Origin of the sequence: Mycolicibacterium wolinskyi (genome assembly GCF_002101965.1) — a bacterium.
Lineage (GTDB): Bacteria > Actinomycetota > Actinomycetes > Mycobacteriales > Mycobacteriaceae > Mycobacterium > Mycobacterium wolinskyi.
This window is the reverse complement of the sequence record NZ_LQQA01000030.1, coordinates 643,242-660,577: the sequence shown is the minus strand read 5'-3', so window position 1 is coordinate 660,577 and position 17,336 is coordinate 643,242. Positions and strand designations below refer to the sequence as shown.

Genomic DNA, 17,336 nt, shown 5'->3' with positions numbered 1-17,336 from the left:
TGCGGCATCGCGACGCGCGCTTACGTACACTGCCTACCTGTGTCCTTCGCTGATGCGACGATCGCGCGACTGCCGCGATTCATCCGTCCGTACGCCGAACAGCATCACGAACTGATCAAGTTCGCGATCGTCGGCGCGACGACGTTTGTCATCGACTCAGTGATCTTCTACACACTCAAGCTCACCGTGCTCGAGCCCAAGCCGGTCACCGCCAAGATCATCGCCGGCATCGTCGCGGTGATCGCCTCCTACATCCTCAATCGGGAATGGAGCTTCCAGAACCGCGGCGGCCGGGAGCGCCATCACGAGGCCCTGCTGTTCTTCGCGTTCAGTGGCGTCGGGGTGCTGCTGTCGATGGCGCCGCTGTACTTCTCCAGCTACGTGCTGGGGCTGCGCGTGCCCGAGGTGTCGCTCACGGTGGAGAACATCGCCGACTTCATCTCGGCCTACATCCTGGGCAACCTGCTGCAGATGGCGTTCCGGTTCTGGGCGTTCCGCCGTTGGGTCTTCCCCGACGAGTTCGGCCGCGATCCCGACCGGGCACTGGAGTCGACGCTCACGGGCGGTGGAATCGCCGAGGCGTTCGAGGATCACGCCGAGCAGCAGCGAGCGGACGGTGATGCCGGGACGGTGACGCCGCTGCGCAGGCCGAGCCGCCGCGCGCGGGCGCGTCAGCTGGGTGACTCTTCAGAACCCAGGGTGTCGAAAACTTCGTGATACAGCAGTGAATGCACTTGTTCCACGCGCGGTATGTCGTGGAATTCCAAGGGATCCTGCGACGCCGATTCGATGATCAGGGTTCCGGTGCGAAGCAGCCTGTCGGACAGGCCGTGCCGGAACTCCACGCTGTTGATCCGTGCCAGCGGGATGTCGATGCCCGAGCGCGTGAGGACGCCTTGGCGAAACATCACCCGGCGGTCGGTGATGACGAAGTGCGTCGTCCACCAGTTCAGGAACGGCCAGATCGTCAGCCAGCCGACCACCACGAGCCAGATCACCCCGATCACGATGAACAGCACGTTCTTGGCGGTTGCCTGCCAATCCATGGTGTTCACCACCGCGGCGACGAAGGCCGCGGCCGCGCTCGCGAGGACCAGCACGAACACCGCGCCGATCAGGCGTTTCCAGTGCGGGTGCCGATGCAGGACCACCTGCTCGTCGTTGGCCAGCACGTTCTCCGGGTACCCCACGGCAGAACTCTACGACTCCAGCCGACGCAGGTGCGTGATATCACCGGCCGACACCGTGACCCGGTCGGTGCCGGTGTCGATCACCAAGCGGCCCAGTTCGTCGACGGACTCGGCGGCGCCGTCCACCGTGCGGTCGCCGGGCAGGAGTGCCCGCACACGGCTACCGATCGTGACGCTGCGCGCGCGATAGTCGGCGGCCAGGGCCGGATCGCCGGTGCGCCAGCTGTCGATCCGCGTCGCAAGGTGGCCAAGCAGAGCCTGGGCCAAGCGGTTGCGGTCCAAGCCCGACTCGGCGGCACCGAGCTGTGCCAGTGACACCGCACGCGGATCCGGCGCCTCATCGGCGGTCATCGTCACGTTGATCCCGAGTCCGACCACGACGACCGGCGCCGGCGACGCCACCTCGGCGAGAATGCCGACGAGCTTGCCCGCCGATTCGGGCGGGCCGACGAGTACGTCGTTGGGCCACTTGAGGCCGGCACCGATGCCGGCGACCTCGTCGACGGCGTCGACGACCGCGACGCCGGTCGCCAGGGGCAACCAGCCCCACGTGGCCGCCGGGACTCCCGTGGCGTCGACCCCGAACGAGAACGCCAGCTGGGACCGGGCGGGCGCCGACCACTGCCTGCCGTGTCTGCCGCGGCCCGCGTTCTGGTATTCGGCGAACAACACCGTGCCCGTGATGTCTTCACCACCCGCGGCCCGGGCGAGCAGGTCGGCGTTGGTCGAGCCGGTTTCTTCCACGACGTCCAGTTGCCGCCAGGGCTCGCCCAGGTGGCTGCGGAGCAGGTTCACATCCAGAGGTGTTCGCATGTCACCAGCCACAATAGAACCTGCACATCGCCGCGCCGCCGCCCGGTCGGGGGTGGATGGCCTACGTCGAGCCGGTCCCTGCGCCCCGGTATCGAAACCGTCCGCAGCACAACGCTTTCCACTGCGCACCACTCCTGCCCGGCCAAATCCTGTGGCGCTCAAGCAATGTGGATGCTGGATGCACGGTGAGCCGAAACCGGTTCTCACACAGGCACTGCAGCATCCGATCGCACGCGCGACGTCGCGACGATCGAGCGAAGCCGTGTCGCCACTCGAGCACTTCCCCGACGTGCGATTTCGGCTCGAAATAGCCGACTCAGGCAATCGCGTGGGTGGATATTGACCAAAAATGAAGGGCAGGTTACACGCGCATATCGCAAATTCAGCCGTGCATCATTGAAGTTTGCTGAAATTGCGAAATTAGTACGCGCCAGAACCGGCGACCATCGCTTTGACGGTCTTTACGACGATCAGTAGGTCACCGACCATCGACCAGTTCTCGACATAGAACAGATCCAGCCGTACCGAGTCCTCCCACGACAGGTCCGAGCGTCCGCTGACCTGCCAGAGCCCCGTGATACCCGGCAGCACGAGCAAACGCCGCTTCACGTAGTCGTCGTAGGTGTTCACCTCGCGCGCCAGTGGCGGTCGCGGACCGACGACGCTCATGTCCCGCTTGAGCACGTTGATGAACTGCGGGAGCTCGTCGATGCTGTACTTGCGCAGGACGCGGCCGACGGTCGTGACGCGCGGATCCTTGCGGATCTTGAACAGCACGCCCCCCTCGCTCTCGTTGAGCTCGGCGAGCGAATCGACCATCTGGTCGGCGCCGTCGACCATGGTGCGGAACTTGATCATCTCGAACGGCTCACCATCCAGGCCGATGCGTTCGGAGCGGTAGAACACCGGCCCCCGGCTGGTGAATTTGACCGCGGCGGCAACCGCGAGCAGCAGCGGCAGCCCGAGCAACAGGACGAGGCTGGCGAAGACGACGTCGAACGCCCGCTTCTGGAACCGCTTGGCCCCGTTGTACTGCGGCTTCTCGACGTGGATGAGCGGGAACCCCGCCACCGGACGCATGGTCAGGCGCGGACCCGCGACGTCGACGACGCCCGGCGCGACCATGAGATCGATGTCCAGGTTCTCCAGTTCCCAGGACAGATCGCGGATGCCGCGCCCGTCGAGGCGTTCCGTTGCCGTCAGCGCAACCGCGTCACACCCGGTCTCGGCCAACGCGTCGACGACGTCCGTCTCGTCGCCGTGCACCGGCACCAATCCGACCCCGGGCACATCGATCTTGCTGCGGTGATAGAGCCCGGGCACGCACGCACCGACCACCTGGTAGCCGGCTTCGGGGTCCCGCGCGATCGACTGCACGAGATCCTTGACGGCAGGTCCGTTCCCGACGACGAGCACCTTGGTCATGCAGCTGCCGAGCTTCTTGCGGCGCGCGGCGACGATGCGCCTGGCCGCGAATCGGCCGAGCAGCAGAAACACGACGCCGGCGGGCAGCGCGATCATCAGGTAACCGCGTGCGATGTCGAGCTTGAACAACATCGACACGATGGCCACGCCGCCGAACACCGAGATGGTGGCCAGCCATACCCGCCGGTACTCCTCGGCGCCCGCGCCGATGATCCGCGGCGACCGCGTCCGATAGATCGACAGCAGCAACAGCCACACGCCTGCGATCGCAAGCGACACCGTGGTGTAGTCGAAGTCCCGGTAGGTGGCAGCCGTTCCCGGCAAACCGCCGAAGCGCAACCACTGCGCGATACCCACGGCGGCCACCACACCGAACAAGTCGACGGCTACCAATCGGCGCGCGTAAGTATGGCGCCATAAGCCGGGCCGGAGTCGCGGCTCCGCGGCTTTTGCTGCAGCGCCGGATTCCACATTCGCAATACTCAATTTGTCCCCCTCTTAGTCCCCCAGGACCGGACAGGCTCATATCCTGTCAAGATATTGCCGGTTTCGCTCGCCGAGTGGGTAATCATTGGCTTAATTCCCCGGGCGGCGGACACCCTCCAGATCGTCCCCCACTTTGTCGCAATAGTGCCATGCACCAGCGACGAACGGATCATCACGAATTTTTTTCGACGTGGCGCGACTCGCAACTCGTAGCAGAATGGGCATTCCAGCAATGACATTCGAACGGGCGGCCGGGTCGCTAACCTGCACAACTTCCGGATTACGGTCGTATAGCGACAAATTCGCCGCCGACCGGCACAAGCTCAGCTGCGCCGATACGGCGCGTCGGGGGCCGTCCAGCGGTGGAAGAGCGGCTGAATTTCCGACAAGATGTCCGCTAGAACAGCGGCCCCAATGACGTGGATGAGATCTTCACTGCCGCATTCTGGACTCAGGGAGGGGACCCGGGGTGGTCGAGCGCATCAACACAGGAGACGGAACAACCGGTGCAACTTTCGACATCGGCATCGTCGGCCTTGGCTATGTCGGGCTGACACTCGGCACCGTCCTGGCCGAGGCGGGCACCAAGGTGGTGGGTGTCGAACGGCGGGCCGAGGTCGTCGACCTGACCAACAATGGCGTGCCGCACTTCTCGGAATCAGGCCTGCCAGAGGCACTTTCGCGGGTCACGCGGTCCGGTCGGCTGGTGGCCATGCAGCAGTTCGACCACAACACGTCGTGTGACACCTACATCATCACCGTCGGCACACCGCTGTCGACGGACGGCGTCGCACGCCTCGACATGATCGAGGCGGCTTCGCGCGAGGTGGCCGAGAACATGCCCGACGGCGCGCTGGTGATCCTGCGGTCGACGGTGAAGGTCGGCACCACCCGCGACGTCGTCTCGCCGATCCTGGCCCAGTCCGGCAAGCGGTTCGACATCGCGATGTGCCCGGAGCGGACGCTGGAAGGCCGGGCGCTCCAAGAACTCCGGGAGCTGCCACAGATCATCGGTGCCGACGACCCGGCGGTCGCCGATCGCGCGGCCGCGGTGTTCCGCCGGCTCACGAGTTCGATCGTCCAGGTCTCCAGCCCGGAGAGCGCCGAGATCGTCAAACTCGTGGACAACACCTATCGCGACGTTCACTTCGCCTTCGCCAACGAGGTGGCACGCGTCTGTGACGCGTTCAATGTCAATGCACACGAGGTGATCTCGTCGGGCAAGCTCGGCTACTCACGCACCAACGTCCCGCTGCCCGGTCTGGTCGGCGGGCCATGCCTGGAGAAGGACCCACACATCCTGATGCAGAGCGCCAAGGGGCGGGGCATCGACCTGGAGATCACGTCGGCGAGCCGGCTGGTCAATGAGCGCCAGCCCTATGAGACCGTTGCCTTCATCAGCAGCGAGGTCGAACGCCGCAATCTCCCTTCGCCGCTCAAGATCTCGGTCCTCGGCATGGCGTTCAAGGGCGTGCCGGCCACCGACGATCTGCGCGGATCGATGTCGGTCAAGGTGCTCGATGCGCTGAAGAAGGGCCATCCCGACGCCGAGATCAGCGTCTACGATCCGGTCATCGAACCGTCCGACCTCGCGAACGCATTCCCGGATGTCAACACGTGCGGCCGGATCGGCGATGCGGTGAGCGGCGCGTCGGTGGTGGTGATCGCCAACAACCATCCTGCGCTGGGGACGATCTCACCGCGTACGATCAGCGAGTTCATCACCCCCAACGGGTTCGTCTTCGACTACTGGAACCACTTCAGCCATCTACCGTCGGCCGAGCTGGGTGATTCCTATTTCGCAGTGGGAAAGAGTGGATTGGTGCCGGTCGATGCCTAAGCGCGTAGTGGTTACCGGCGGCGGTGGTTTCATCGGCGCCTACCTGGTGAAGAGACTGGTCCGTGACGGCTGGGACGTCGCGGTGGTCGACACCATGGTGCGCGGCGATGCCAGCCGATTCGCCGAAGTCGCCGACGATGTCGAGCTGTTCAGCGTCGACGTCCGCGACGAGCAAGCACTTTCGGCGGCATTCGCCGGCGCCGACGTGATCATGCACCTGGCCGCGATCAACGGCACCGAGAACTTCTACAAGCGCCCGGAATTGGTGCTCGACGTCGGTCTGCGCGGCGCGCTCGCGGTGGTCAACGCCGGCCGCACGGCGGGTGTGCCCGACCTCGTCGTCGCGTCGAGCGCCGAGGTCTATCAGACTCCTGCGACGGTGCCGACCCCCGAGGATGTCGCATTGACGTTGCCCGACAGCCTCAACCCGCGCTACTCGTACGGCGGGTCCAAGATCGTCAGCGAGCTGATCGCGTTCAACTACGCGCAGGAGCACTACCGTCAGGTTCAGGTGTTCCGTCCGCACAACGTGTATGGGCCGGACATGGGTTTCAAGCACGTCGTGCCACAGTTCATTCTCCGGGCACTCCGGAACGGCGACCAAAACCCCGACGGTGCAGTGCCGTTCGAGATTCAGGGGGACGGCACCGAGACGCGGGCGTTCTGCTACGTCGACGACATCGTCAGCGGCGTGCTCACGATGTACGAAAACGGCGGGCACCGCCAGATCTATCACATCGGCAACGACGAAGAGGTCACGATACGTGACGTCGCCGAGCGGATCGGCAAGCTGCTCGGACTCGAACTGGACATCCGGGTGGGCGAGGCAGCCGAGGGCGGCACGCCCCGCAGGTGCCCCGACATCGGCAAGATGCGGTCGTTGGGCTACGAACCACAGACCCCGCTCAGCCGTGGACTCGAGTTGACCACCCAGTGGTACGTCGCGCACCGAAACGACGTTGCCGGCAACGAATTGATGTGAGGTCGGAGATGGATATCGATTCACGGATCTATGTCGCCGGACATCGGGGGATGGTCGGTTCGGCCATCCATCGCCGGCTGCTCGACGAGGGCTACTCGAACGTCGTCACCCGCACCCATCACGACCTGCCGCTCGATGACCCGGCCGCGGTGGAACGGTTCTTCGCCGCCGAGCGACCGGATTTCGTCGTGCTGGCCGCCGCGAAGGTCGGCGGGATCGTCGCGAACTCCACGCAGGGCGCCGATTTCATCCGGGAGAACCTGAAGATCCAGACGAATGTGATCGACGCGGCCTACCGGTACGGTGCCCGCAAGTTGCTGTTCCTGGGTTCCAGCTGCATCTACCCCAAACACGCCGAGCAGCCCATCGTGGAGGAAGCGCTGCTGACCGGTCCGCTGGAGCAGACCAACCTGCCCTACGCCGTCGCCAAGATCGCGGGCAAGACGATGTGCGACGCATACCGCGCCCAGTACGGATTTGACGCGTTCACGGTGATGCCGTCGAACGTGTACGGCGTCGGCGACAACTTCCACCCCGAACACTCTCACGTCGTCGCAGGCATGATGGCCCGTTTCCACGCCGCCAAGCTTGCCGGAGCGGACAAGGTCGTCGTGTGGGGCACGGGATCACCACTGCGCGAGTTGATCGACGCCGACGACCTCGCCGACGCCTGCGTCTTCCTGCTGCGCTCCGACTTCTCCGGCGACATGATCAATGTCGGTTCGGGAGAAGAGATCTCGATCCGCGACCTGGCACTGCTCATGAAGTCGATCGTGTCGTTCGACGGCGACGTCGAGTTCGACTCCGCCCGGCCCGACGGAACTCCGCGCAAGATCATGGACAACACGAAGCTGACCGCGCTCGGGTGGCGCCCGACGCACAGCATCGAAGCGGGTTTGAAGAAGATGTACGCGTGGTTCCTCGAAACCGAAGCCACGCGCAGCCGTTGACGGCTTACCGGCTGCGCGCGACGAGGTCCGAGCACCACCGCTCGTAGCGGTCGATCGCCGCTGACTCGTCGAGAACGTTCTTGGCGTAACGCTGGCCGGACTGCCCCATCTGCAGTCCGGCCTCCTTGTCAGCCCCGATCCGGTGTGCGGCAGAGACCAGTGTCTCGGGATCGTCGGCGGGAACGATGACACCGGCACCCGACGAACGCACCTCGTAGGCCGTCGCACTGCCGTCCGATGTCGCGGCCACCACCGGCCGCCCCGAGACGAAGTACGACGTGAGCTTGCTCGGCACGGCCATGTCCGCGACATCCGGTTTCTCGTTCACCAACAGCACATCGGCTGCCTTGAGCACTTTGGTGAACTCGTCGGCGGGCACCGGTCTGATGAACTGCAAGCTCTTGGCGCCGACGGCGGCTTCTTCCAACTTCCTGCGCTGATTGCCGTCACCGAGTAACACGAACCGGACCGGGGACTCGGATCGATCGACGAGTTTGGCTGCGGCCACGACGTTCTCGAGCCCCTGCTTGGCGCCCATGTTGCCGGCGTGCACCACAACGACCTCGTCGGGATCCCAGCCGTACTTGGCCCGCACGTTCTGCGTCGAGTCGGGATCCTCGGTGGGGATCTCGATGTGAGTCCAGTTCCGCACGACGGTGATCCGCCCACGGTCGACCCCCAGCTCGCTGAGCACATCGGCGAATCGATCGTGGATCACCGACACACCGGTGGCGCGGCTCAGCATGCCGACCTCGAGTTTCGTGGTCGCGGCCGCGCCCCGGCCGCCCATGGCGCTGGTTTCGAGTACACCCTTGCCGTAGAGATCCTGCACGACGACGCCGACCGGGATGCGCTGCGCCCGAGCGCGGCCCACGACGGCGCACGAGGCCAGCAACGGCGGGCTCACCGTGAGAACGACGTCCGGACGGTTCCATGCGCTGCGCGCCGCGGCCAGCGCAAAGCTGGCCTCCATGCGCACCCTGCCCTTCGTACTCGGCGTCTCGGGCATGGCGTGACGCACTCGGCGAATCGTCACGCCGTTGACCATCTCCACCGAGGAATGTGGCGCATTCGCGTACGCGTCGGCGATACGCCATTCCGGGTAGTGCGGAAGCCCGGTGATGACGGTGATGTCGTGCCCGCGAGCGGCGAGGCCCTCGGCGAGACCGGTTGTGTACGGGGCGATACCCGTGACCTCGGGAGCGTAGTTGATGCCGATTATGGTTATTCTCACGGTCGTTCACCGTTCCGCGCGCGAGGCGCCAGTATCGTCGCCCCGGCCGGGACATCACTTGTGACGAGGGCGGTCGCCCCGATCGTCGCACCATCGGCGATGGTGACGCCGCGCAACACCGTCGCGCGCGCCGCGATCCACACACCGTCGCCGATCACGATGGGACCGTTGTCGAATTCGAAGCTCGGGCTGCGCCGGTCGTGGCTGCCCGTGCACAGCAAGGCGTCCTGCGACACGCAGGTATTCGATCCGATCGTCACGTGTTCGAGGTTGAGGATCCACGCCCCCTCCCCGACCCAGGTATCGGAACCGATCTCGAGTTTCCACGGCCAGTGGATCTTGACGTCATGCCGGATACGGGTTCCTGGACCGATCTTCGCGCCGAACATGCGAAGGATGGCCGACCGGACCCGGATCGGGCACCACCATGCCATCAGAAAACTTCGCGACACCAGCAGCCACAGCACCTGGACGGCAACGGGCCGCCCGATCTCGTAACCGGCACCGGTGAACTCACCGAGAGCGAACCGGGTGCCACGCTCTCGAAGTTCAGTCATCGCCGGGCGTCCCGCGCGCGATCAGACCCATGTCTCGATTCCTCCCCGTAATCCTCGTTCATCCGTATACAGCTCTGATGAACACGTGCAGCACCGCCTGAACCATCAGGTTGCCTGCGAGCGCGAACGTGGCACCGAACACCGTTATCGCCGTGAGTGACACGGTTGTCCGGCGAATCAACATCCGTACTTCGGCACTGTCCTGCAGTGTCGGCAACGGGACGAGAACCGCCAGCGGTGTTGCCAACGTGACCAGGAGCCCGTAGCCGACCAGGACAGCGAACCCGCCGGTCGCCCGGGGCACTGCCGCAGTGAATCCACCGATCAACGCACAGACCAGACTCGTGCTGGCGACCACGAAGAACAGCGACTGCCCGCGCGCAAACCACACCAGCGCGATGCCCGCACCGATCGCGCCGCCCAATGCGGCGAAGGCGACATTCACCGTTCCCCCACCGGCTCACGGCGCCGGGCACGAAGCGCGACGCCAAGTGACGCACCGGCCCACAATCCGGCGATCACCGCAGCGGGTGCGACGACGATCAGCGCCACCACGGGCCACGGCGCTTCGCTGACGCCGATCGCGATGTAGCCACTGATACTCGCCAATCCGCCTGCCACTCCGGCCAGAAATGCGCGCACGACGCCGCCGACGGTTGAGGCCAGCGCATAACCCAGCACTCCGCAGCCCGCCAGAATGCAGCCAACGGTCGCGGTCACCAGAGCGAGCGGCGTCGGCCACAACTCGTGCACCTGAAATCGCACTGCCGCACCCACTCCGCCACCCACGATGAGCGCGGTGACATCGTTTGAGCCACGCCGAAAGCCGGCCATCACTGCTCCCCGGCGCATTCAGGCTGAAGCGCGTTCTTGACCGTGCTGATGTTCTGGTACAGGTACGTGAACTGCCACTCCGCAACGGAGAAGTCGTAGTCCCTCGGAACGGCGCGCATGACGAGCGCGCCCGGATCCGGGGAGAAGCACTGCTCGAAGATTCGTCGCGCGCGTGGAAGGTGGTAACGCCAGCTGACGACGATCACCGACTTCCAGCCGCGCTCCTGGGCGAGCTGGCGGGTCAGAATCGCCTCGCCACGTGTCGTCAAGAGTTCCGGCTTCCGGCAGAGGATCTCGACGTTGGCGACAGCCTCCTGACACACGCGCCGCATGATCCGGTCAGTGGGCGGATAGGGATCCGACAGCACGAGTACGGGAGCGGCGCCATCACGAACCAGGCTCAGGCCATAGTCCTCTCGCCCATCGTGTTCACCGCCGAGCACGATCACCGCGTCGGCCTTGCGGAGCTGGTCCTCGCGCGCATTGCTGTACAGGAAAGCTCCGCTGACACCGGACAGCACCAGGATCACCGCCAGTACCGCGCCGCCGAAGACAAACACCTTGCGTCGCATCAGCGATCCGCCATCGTCAACATGTAGTCGAACTGCCATATCCCCCACCGCTGCGCTGTGGCCGAATGCTCAGCAATCACGCGAGACCGCCTTCCCCGCGAAACGGTCTTCCAGCCATTGCGCCTGGTCGGATGCATCCACGTCGAGATGTCCCTTACCGCTTTCCAAGCGCGAATTCACCATACCGCCCGATGCGCAGGCGCGCTGGACGGCTTGCGTCGTCCATTCGTGGTCGAGGTATGCGTCGTTGTCGCCGTACACAACCGACAGCGGACCGCTCAGCGGCCGCTGCGGCAATGCCCACCGCTGCAACAGTTCACGTAGTTGGGCGGCGGCCGCCGGGGTGTGTGGCCCGAGATCGTCGGGGTTCAATGCGTCCAACGCATCGGAACGGTCCGCCGAGAACGCACACGCCGAAAGCGACTGCCAGGATGCCGATGCGGTGCCCCGCCGGAAATCGTCGAGGTTCACCTCCGCATGCAATCGGTTCAACGACACCAGTAGCCACTGCAGCACGCCGGCCTGCTCCAGCGTCAGCTCGCCGTCCGCCGCTTTCGCAACCACGCCGGTGACATCGGCCGCCGGTGAAACCGCCACACTGCCAACGAATTCCAGTTCTGGTGCATAAGCGGCAGCCTGCTCGTTGGCGGCCCACGCCGCACCACCACCGAGTGAGCCACCATAGGCCGCCCACCGCTTCGAAACTCCAGGGAATGTGGCGCGCAGCGCACGAACGGCATCGATCATGTTCAGGCCCGCTGTCCGCGCATCGGTGAACGGGTGAATCCCTTCGGCACCCAGCCCCTGGTAATCCGGGAACGCAACGGCATAGCCACGCTCGAGCAATTCGACGACCGGCGCTGACTGGCCCAGCAGATCGTTGTACGAGGACGGGCCGCAGGAGGGGTCGATGCCGGTGGCACCGTGGCCGTAGGCCACGGTGGGCCAACCGCCCGCGGGAGGCTTTCCGCCAGGCACGAAAACGGTCCCCGACACCACCGTCTCCGTTCCCGTGTCACCGTCGCTGGATCGGTAGGAGATTCGTGCCGACTGTGCACCGGTGTCGTCGATCGAGCTGACCAGATTCGGCATCGACTCCGCGCCGACAAGGCTGCCCGGACCCCTACCACCCAGATCCGCCGACAGGATCGTGTTCCCCTCCGCCATCGCCGCACGCCCGGCCGGCCGAAAGCAACTGGCGTACAACGTCGTCACGACGACCAGCAGCACCACGATCACAATGCCGGCGCGCACTGCGCGACGCCGGCGGCTTCTCGCCGGATTTGCCGCAACACGCACAGAGCCAGTGTAGGGGCACATGTTTCACTCATCGCGCCTACACGGAGCAGCCGCCTCCAGCGGTCTCCGCGGTCACGCCGCGCAGATTCGCTGCCGGACAGCAGAATAGGTGCTCACACAGCAAAAGTCGGCCGGTCGAGGTCAACGATACGTTGCTGAATTCGCAGCGTCGGGCAACGGCTGCAGGCGGCCCAGAAGCATGGTGCAATATCAAAGGGGGGCATGGGGAAACATTCCTCCGGTTTCATCGGCGAAACACGCCTGCCGATGTCGGATCACACCGTGAGGAGACACTTCGATCGGCCTGAAGCAACAATATTCGTGGATTCTGGCGGGCCGGCTGACCGGAGCCGCGGTTCAAGCCGCCAGTCTGACGCTCGTCGCCCGGTGGAGCGGGCCTGCCGAGTTCGGGTTCTTCGCGGCGGCGTACGGAATCGCGTTGGTAACTCAGACCGTTGCCGATCTCGGACTGACGAAGTACATCGTCCAGTTGCGGGTGTCGGACCGGTCAGATGGCGGCATCGGTGCCGCGCTGCGCCTCGGGCGCAACATCAGCATCGTCAGCACCGTCGTCGGAACTGTCGCGCTCGTCGCAGTGGGCACTCAGATCCCAGCCGTGATGGCCCTGTGCCTCATGCCGTTGTGGATGTCCTCGGAGAAGCAGGTGGAAGCCTGGCTCGGAGTGTCGCTGGCCGACGGCAAACTCTGGCACAACGCAACGTCATTGGTGTTCCGGCGGCTGGGCGCGTTGGTCGTGTTGCTTGTCGCGCACGCGGCCGGTCTCGACCCGGTTCCCAGTTACCTCGTCGGGTTGACGCTGTTCTCGCTACTGGCGTGGTGGCACGTACGGATCGTCACCGACGACGTTCGCACCGACCGGACCGTACGGGCAAAGAGCCTGCTGGTCGGCGGCCGCCACTACTGGTTCAATTCGCTTGCCGTACAGGCCATGAACTTCGACGTGACCGTCGTGGCAGCCATGGCGAGCGCGCAGTCCGCCGGCTACTACGCCGCAGCAAGCCGCCTGACCACCCCGTTGCGGATCGTGCCGACCTCGTTCGCCACATTGCTTTTCCCGGCGGCCGCCAAAGCACAACTAAGCGGCGCCCGGCCGTTACTGAAAGCCGTTGGCGGGCTGATCGCCATCACGACTGTCATGTACATCGGTTTGGCCGTCGCACTGCCCATACTCGTCCCGCTGGTCTTGGGTCCGAGCTTCGACCCCGCGGCTCCCGTCATCCAGGTCGTCTGCGTCGGACTGATCTTCGCGGCGATCACCTCACAGTTCAACTCGCTCATGCAGGGCTGGGGATACCTGCGTGCGGTGACGATCATCTCGACGGCATCGACGCTGCTGAGCCTGATCGCCATCGCGATCGCCGCCGCGCACTGGGGCGCGCTGGGTGCGGGCTTCGCGCTCGCCGGCGGATATGTCGTTCAACTGGCCATCCAGGCCGTGACCATCGGGTCGATATTGCGTAAACAGGGGAGACAATGGGCAGAACAGCCTTCATCAGCGTCGCTGCAGCCGAAATGAATCTGGGTGACGTGTTCATCCGACGCGCGATCACCCGGCACATCGCGGCCAACGATCACCACGCCGTGGTGTACACGGGATCGATGGGCGAAAGCTACGTGGGGGCCTTCGAACTACCCGACACCTGGGTCGTCACCGGTTCCCCACGCCGATTCCTGCCCCTGCTGTTACGGGCCTGCCTGCGGCGGGAAGCACTGGTCATCATGGCGCCCGCACCGGCGCGCCTGGATCGCAAGGGTTTCTATCTGGCCAAGCAGGTCGGTGTCGCCTGCCTGCTCGCACTCACGCGCCTGTGCGGCAACCGGGTGGTGGTGATGGGCCGGGCACTGCGCGGCTCGGGACGTCTGGCCGTGATGGCCGAGCGGATGACGGCGCGGATCAGTTCCCTCTATCTGGCGCGTGATCCGCAGACTGCCGAACTGATGGGATCGAACGCACAGTTCAAGCCCGACTTGGGTTTTGCCGACATCGCGGCTCGGCCACGACCGGACGTGACGTCGAACAGTCCTCGTACTCTGGTCGCGCTGTCGCTGCGGTACGACCGTCCGCCGGTCACCGAACTCGTCGTCAAGTTCGTCGAACGCGTTCGCGCACAGGGATTCGAAGTGGTCATGGTAACCCAGGTGCGGCAGGATCGCGCGATCAACCAGAAACTCGCCGACGCGTGCGGCATCGACCACGTCGATTGGCCGCACACCCGTAGCCATCTCGACCAGGAATCGGCCGTCATCGACGTCTACTCACGGTGCATCGCGGTTGTCAGCAACCGGTTGCACGCGCTGGTGATCGGCGGGCGCTACGGCGCCGTCCCGATCATCGCCGACGAGATCAACGAGAGCAAGTTGCACGCGACCCTCGACGATCTGCTCAAGCCGCAATCGGTGTGGCTGCACAGCTCTGCCGACGAGCAACCCATCGATGTGTCCGAAACCGAGGTGGAACGCATGCGCGCACAGTTCGCCGCTGCCGCAGAGGCGCTCGAACCGGCGCTGCAAGAACTTCAGAATCTGTTGGGATCACCCACCCGCGAGGCTCTTCCGGCGCGCTAGCGGCAACTGGGTTGCAGCCCAGCCAGTCTGAGCTCCTCGATGAGTCGCCGGGCGTACTCTTCGTATCCCGACGGGTTGAGGTGGTACCCGTCGTCGACGAAGAACTTCGGGTCGTGGACCCATTGCGCCTTGGCGGCATCGATGTAGCGCACACCGGTCGCGCGGGCGGCGTCCTCCAGCGCCGCCGACACCCGGGCGACCTCGTTCGGGTCCGTGCGCGGCGTCACCACCGGCCCTACCGCGATGATCTGTCCGCCGCCGATTCCGGCCTTGATGTCATTGAAGGTCGCGACGGCTGCACTCGTTATCCTTTCCGACGACGCGGCCAGATCGTTCAGCCCGCCCTGGACCAGCACGATCTCGGGCCGGCCGGCGGTGACATTCTGGACGCGACGCGGAAAGTCGGCAGAACCGGGGCTCTGCCGGGATGCGGAGACGTAACCGGTGCCGCCTTGTGCGGACACTTTGACCAGGGTCCAACACATGTCGTCGCTGACGCGGGTCACCCAGCCGTTGTCCCAGCTGCCCGCACCGGCCCCCTCGGTGTAAGAGTCACCGAGTACGGCGAACGTACGGTCGAGCGAAATGGCCTCGGCCGGAGGCGGTTTGATCTGGTCTCGGCCGGACAGCCACCACAGCCCGCACAGCAACGCGAGCACCGCCAGACCCAGGCCCGAGACGACCTGCCAATTGATGCGTTTTGTCTGCCCCGCCATGCCGGCGCGTCCTTTCTGCTAGCTCATGCCACGCTTACGCACATAGACCAACAGCAGCGGCTGCAGGGCTTCGGGAAGATGTTTGTTGAACCACTTGGTCACTCGATACACGAACGGGTGGCCGAAGTGATAGGCCGGCTCCGACGACCTGCGGGCGACGAACACTTCGGCGCCCGGACCGAACGCGCGGCGCAGTGCACTCGGCGTGTTCAGGCCGTAACACGTCGGGAACACGTCCTGTGCTTTCCGGCCCGGCTGGATCGAATTCAGCGCACGCACGTGCAATCGGTTCGGCACGGCGCGGGCGGCCAGCGCGATATAGCCGAACTTGTTGGGCGTGATGGCCGCGATCAGTCCGCCCGGTTTGAGCACCCGCAGGAGTTCGCGCCCCAGCCACTGCGGGTCGGCCACGTGCTCGAACACATATCGGGCAACGATGACGTCGAAGGTGTCGTCGTCGTACGGCAACGGCGCGTCGGTACGAATGACCTCGGCGTGGTCGAGAAACGGGTTCTGCAAGACTGATTCATCGATGTCGCATCCCTCGACATGTGCGCATCTGCCCTGCAGATTGCTGATCGAGCGGCGATAATCCACGGGGTCGTCCAGCAGGGGCTCACCGCGGCCGGCCCCGAAGTCCAGCACCCGGTCGGTCGGCCGCAGCACGGCGGCCACTTGATTGAACATCGCCACCGGGCCGTCGATATGGCTGAAGCCTCCGATGTTCGCTTCCGGAAAGAATCTCCGTTTCAGTTCCATACCGTCCATCAATGGTCGGGGATGCGGTATCCCCTCCCCCTCTCCAAGTCGGCGATCATTGTCGAACGAGACGCGGCCGTGCTCTGACGATCAGTGACACCAGATAGCCGAGGCCGATGGCGCCGGCGATCAGAATCGCGATGAGATAGACAGTGGGAACGAACCATTCCGGCCGCAGCGCAACAAGTAGCAGACCCACCGACGCGATCACTGTGGATACCGCCGCACGCAGCCACAGACTGGACGCAAGCCGAGCGGCGAGCTTGTCGAGTCGGTCCACCGGGACGGCACTCCACCGCGACCACGGTACGAACGCGGCGTACACCATGAGGTTGTACGGGAACAGAATTCCCAGTACGACCCGCGCGATCACATGGAAGACCGACAGACCGGCGAGCGCCACATAGAACAGGCGCCAGCTCAAGGCCGCGAGAATGACACCGCACTCCATCACGATCGTCGCGTAGTCCATCAGCTCCCACAGGACGGGATGGTTGATCGGCCACCACATGGCCGAACCGTCCAACGGCGTGTTGAGCACGTCCTCCCGGATGATCGCGTAGCCGTAGGTCGCCTGCGAACTCCAGTCGAGCCAACCGCCGTGTACCTTCGACAGTCCTGCCGTGAGCATTCCGACGCCGAGCGCGACGGCGAGGCAACGCGGAACCCAGGAGCTTCCGGACAGGTCGGCGCCATCGCGCCGGGAATCAACCGAATAACTCGACCCCCACGCCGAGAACGCCAGCAACAGTGCGACGAAGGGCAAGAAGATCGTGTGGTCGATCTTGCCGAAGCTGTAGCCGATGCCGTACAGCACGATCTGCAGGACGCCCACGGCCAATGCCGAGAACCTTGTGCGCCAACCGATTGCGAGCGTGGCCAGTGACATGCACAGCGCCGCTTGAACCAGCCAGATCACCGCGGCCGGCGGCGCCCCGCCGAGTACCGCGAAAGGGCCAACCGGTGGATCGAACGCCGCAGGCGGAAGGAACGCCGCGTAGTCGGCCCGGTACACCGTCAACAGGACGAAGAACGCGTAGACGATCCGGAACAGGGACAAATCCCGTCCGGAGACCGGCGAATCCATCAACCA

General features: G+C 65.0%; 18 protein-coding genes. 6 read left to right on the top strand and 12 right to left on the bottom strand.

Going from position 1 to position 17,336, the window contains the following annotated elements; all coding sequences use genetic code 11:
• Nucleotides 1-39 precede the first annotated feature (39 nt).
• Nucleotides 40-717: a GtrA family protein gene (locus tag AWC31_RS26905; protein ID WP_067843523.1), complete on the top strand. Its 678-nt coding sequence runs from the start codon at nt 40-42 to the stop codon at nt 715-717.
• Here the strand turns inward: AWC31_RS26905 and AWC31_RS26900 are convergent.
• The 3 genes from AWC31_RS26900 to AWC31_RS26890 all read right to left on the bottom strand — a co-directional run bounded on the left by AWC31_RS26900 (nt 672) and on the right by AWC31_RS26890 (nt 3,914).
• Nucleotides 672-1,190 carry a PH domain-containing protein gene (locus AWC31_RS26900; RefSeq protein ID WP_067843520.1) on the bottom strand — a complete coding sequence of 173 codons (519 nt, stop codon included), beginning with the start codon at nt 1,188-1,190 and terminating at the stop codon, nt 672-674. The two genes, AWC31_RS26905 and AWC31_RS26900, sit on opposite strands and share 46 nt — an antisense overlap.
• 9 nt (nt 1,191-1,199) lie before the next feature.
• Nucleotides 1,200-2,003 (bottom strand): biotin--[acetyl-CoA-carboxylase] ligase, encoded by an 804-nt coding sequence (locus tag AWC31_RS26895; protein ID WP_085147110.1) that lies wholly within the window; start codon nt 2,001-2,003, stop codon nt 1,200-1,202.
• A 420-nt stretch (nt 2,004-2,423) separates the two neighbouring features.
• Nucleotides 2,424-3,914 (bottom strand): sugar transferase, encoded by a 1,491-nt coding sequence (locus AWC31_RS26890; protein ID WP_085147108.1) that lies wholly within the window; start codon nt 3,912-3,914, stop codon nt 2,424-2,426.
• 469 nt (nt 3,915-4,383) lie between these two features.
• Here AWC31_RS26890 and AWC31_RS26885 point away from each other — a divergent pair, with 469 nt between their 5' ends.
• From AWC31_RS26885 to AWC31_RS26875, 3 genes are read left to right on the top strand one after another with little or no spacing between them, the layout of a single operon-like run.
• A complete protein-coding gene (locus AWC31_RS26885) occupies nt 4,384-5,754 on the top strand; it encodes a nucleotide sugar dehydrogenase (RefSeq protein WP_234790703.1) in 1,371 nt (456 codons plus the stop codon).
• Nucleotides 5,747-6,736, top strand: coding sequence for an NAD-dependent epimerase/dehydratase family protein (locus tag AWC31_RS26880; RefSeq protein ID WP_085147106.1), 990 nt, complete (start codon nt 5,747-5,749; stop codon nt 6,734-6,736). Before AWC31_RS26885 ends, AWC31_RS26880 begins: the two co-directional genes overlap by 8 nt.
• 8 nt (nt 6,737-6,744) lie before the next feature.
• Complete coding sequence (locus AWC31_RS26875) at nt 6,745-7,686, top strand: NAD-dependent epimerase/dehydratase family protein (protein ID WP_085147104.1); 942 nt, start codon at nt 6,745-6,747, stop codon at nt 7,684-7,686.
• A gap of 4 nt (nt 7,687-7,690) precedes the next feature.
• Here AWC31_RS26875 and AWC31_RS26870 read toward each other — a convergent pair whose 3' ends face one another.
• The 6 genes from AWC31_RS26870 to AWC31_RS26845 form a co-directional block, all read right to left on the bottom strand.
• A complete protein-coding gene (locus tag AWC31_RS26870; protein ID WP_085147102.1) occupies nt 7,691-8,920 on the bottom strand; it encodes a glycosyltransferase family 4 protein in 1,230 nt (409 codons plus the stop codon).
• Nucleotides 8,917-9,477, bottom strand: coding sequence for an LbetaH domain-containing protein (locus AWC31_RS26865; protein ID WP_085147100.1), 561 nt, complete (start codon nt 9,475-9,477; stop codon nt 8,917-8,919). The genes AWC31_RS26870 and AWC31_RS26865 overlap by 4 nt, the downstream gene beginning before the upstream one ends.
• 58 nt (nt 9,478-9,535) lie before the next feature.
• Nucleotides 9,536-9,922 carry a hypothetical protein gene (locus AWC31_RS26860; RefSeq protein WP_085147098.1) on the bottom strand — a complete coding sequence of 129 codons (387 nt, stop codon included), beginning with the start codon at nt 9,920-9,922 and terminating at the stop codon, nt 9,536-9,538.
• Complete coding sequence (locus AWC31_RS26855) at nt 9,919-10,311, bottom strand: hypothetical protein (protein ID WP_085147096.1); 393 nt, start codon at nt 10,309-10,311, stop codon at nt 9,919-9,921. The genes AWC31_RS26860 and AWC31_RS26855 overlap by 4 nt, the downstream gene beginning before the upstream one ends.
• Nucleotides 10,311-10,883 (bottom strand): YdcF family protein, encoded by a 573-nt coding sequence (locus tag AWC31_RS26850; RefSeq protein ID WP_067843495.1) that lies wholly within the window; start codon nt 10,881-10,883, stop codon nt 10,311-10,313. Before AWC31_RS26850 ends, AWC31_RS26855 begins: the two co-directional genes overlap by 1 nt.
• A 69-nt stretch (nt 10,884-10,952) precedes the next feature.
• A complete protein-coding gene (locus AWC31_RS26845; protein WP_234817007.1) occupies nt 10,953-12,182 on the bottom strand; it encodes a lipase family protein in 1,230 nt (409 codons plus the stop codon).
• A 298-nt stretch (nt 12,183-12,480) separates the two neighbouring features.
• Here AWC31_RS26845 and AWC31_RS26840 point away from each other — a divergent pair, with 298 nt between their 5' ends.
• Together AWC31_RS26840 and AWC31_RS26835 are read left to right on the top strand one after the other, a co-directional pair.
• On the top strand, nt 12,481-13,719 hold the full coding sequence (locus AWC31_RS26840; RefSeq protein WP_110775265.1) for an oligosaccharide flippase family protein: 1,239 nt from the start codon (nt 12,481-12,483) through the stop codon (nt 13,717-13,719).
• Nucleotides 13,716-14,768 (top strand): polysaccharide pyruvyl transferase family protein, encoded by a 1,053-nt coding sequence (locus tag AWC31_RS26835; protein ID WP_067843491.1) that lies wholly within the window; start codon nt 13,716-13,718, stop codon nt 14,766-14,768. The genes AWC31_RS26840 and AWC31_RS26835 overlap by 4 nt, the downstream gene beginning before the upstream one ends.
• Here AWC31_RS26835 and AWC31_RS26830 read toward each other — a convergent pair.
• From AWC31_RS26830 to AWC31_RS26820, 3 genes are read right to left on the bottom strand one after another with little or no spacing between them, the layout of a single operon-like run.
• Entirely contained in the window at nt 14,765-15,484 is a 720-nt protein-coding gene (locus AWC31_RS26830) for an SGNH/GDSL hydrolase family protein (RefSeq protein WP_085147092.1), read from the bottom strand. The two genes, AWC31_RS26835 and AWC31_RS26830, sit on opposite strands and share 4 nt — an antisense overlap.
• A gap of 18 nt (nt 15,485-15,502) precedes the next feature.
• Nucleotides 15,503-16,243, bottom strand: coding sequence for a class I SAM-dependent methyltransferase (locus AWC31_RS26825; RefSeq protein WP_234817005.1), 741 nt, complete (start codon nt 16,241-16,243; stop codon nt 15,503-15,505).
• Nucleotides 16,244-16,298: 55 nt separating this feature from the next.
• On the bottom strand, nt 16,299-17,330 hold the full coding sequence (locus AWC31_RS26820; RefSeq protein WP_165766063.1) for an HTTM domain-containing protein: 1,032 nt from the start codon (nt 17,328-17,330) through the stop codon (nt 16,299-16,301).
• Nucleotides 17,331-17,336: the final 6 nt, after the last annotated feature.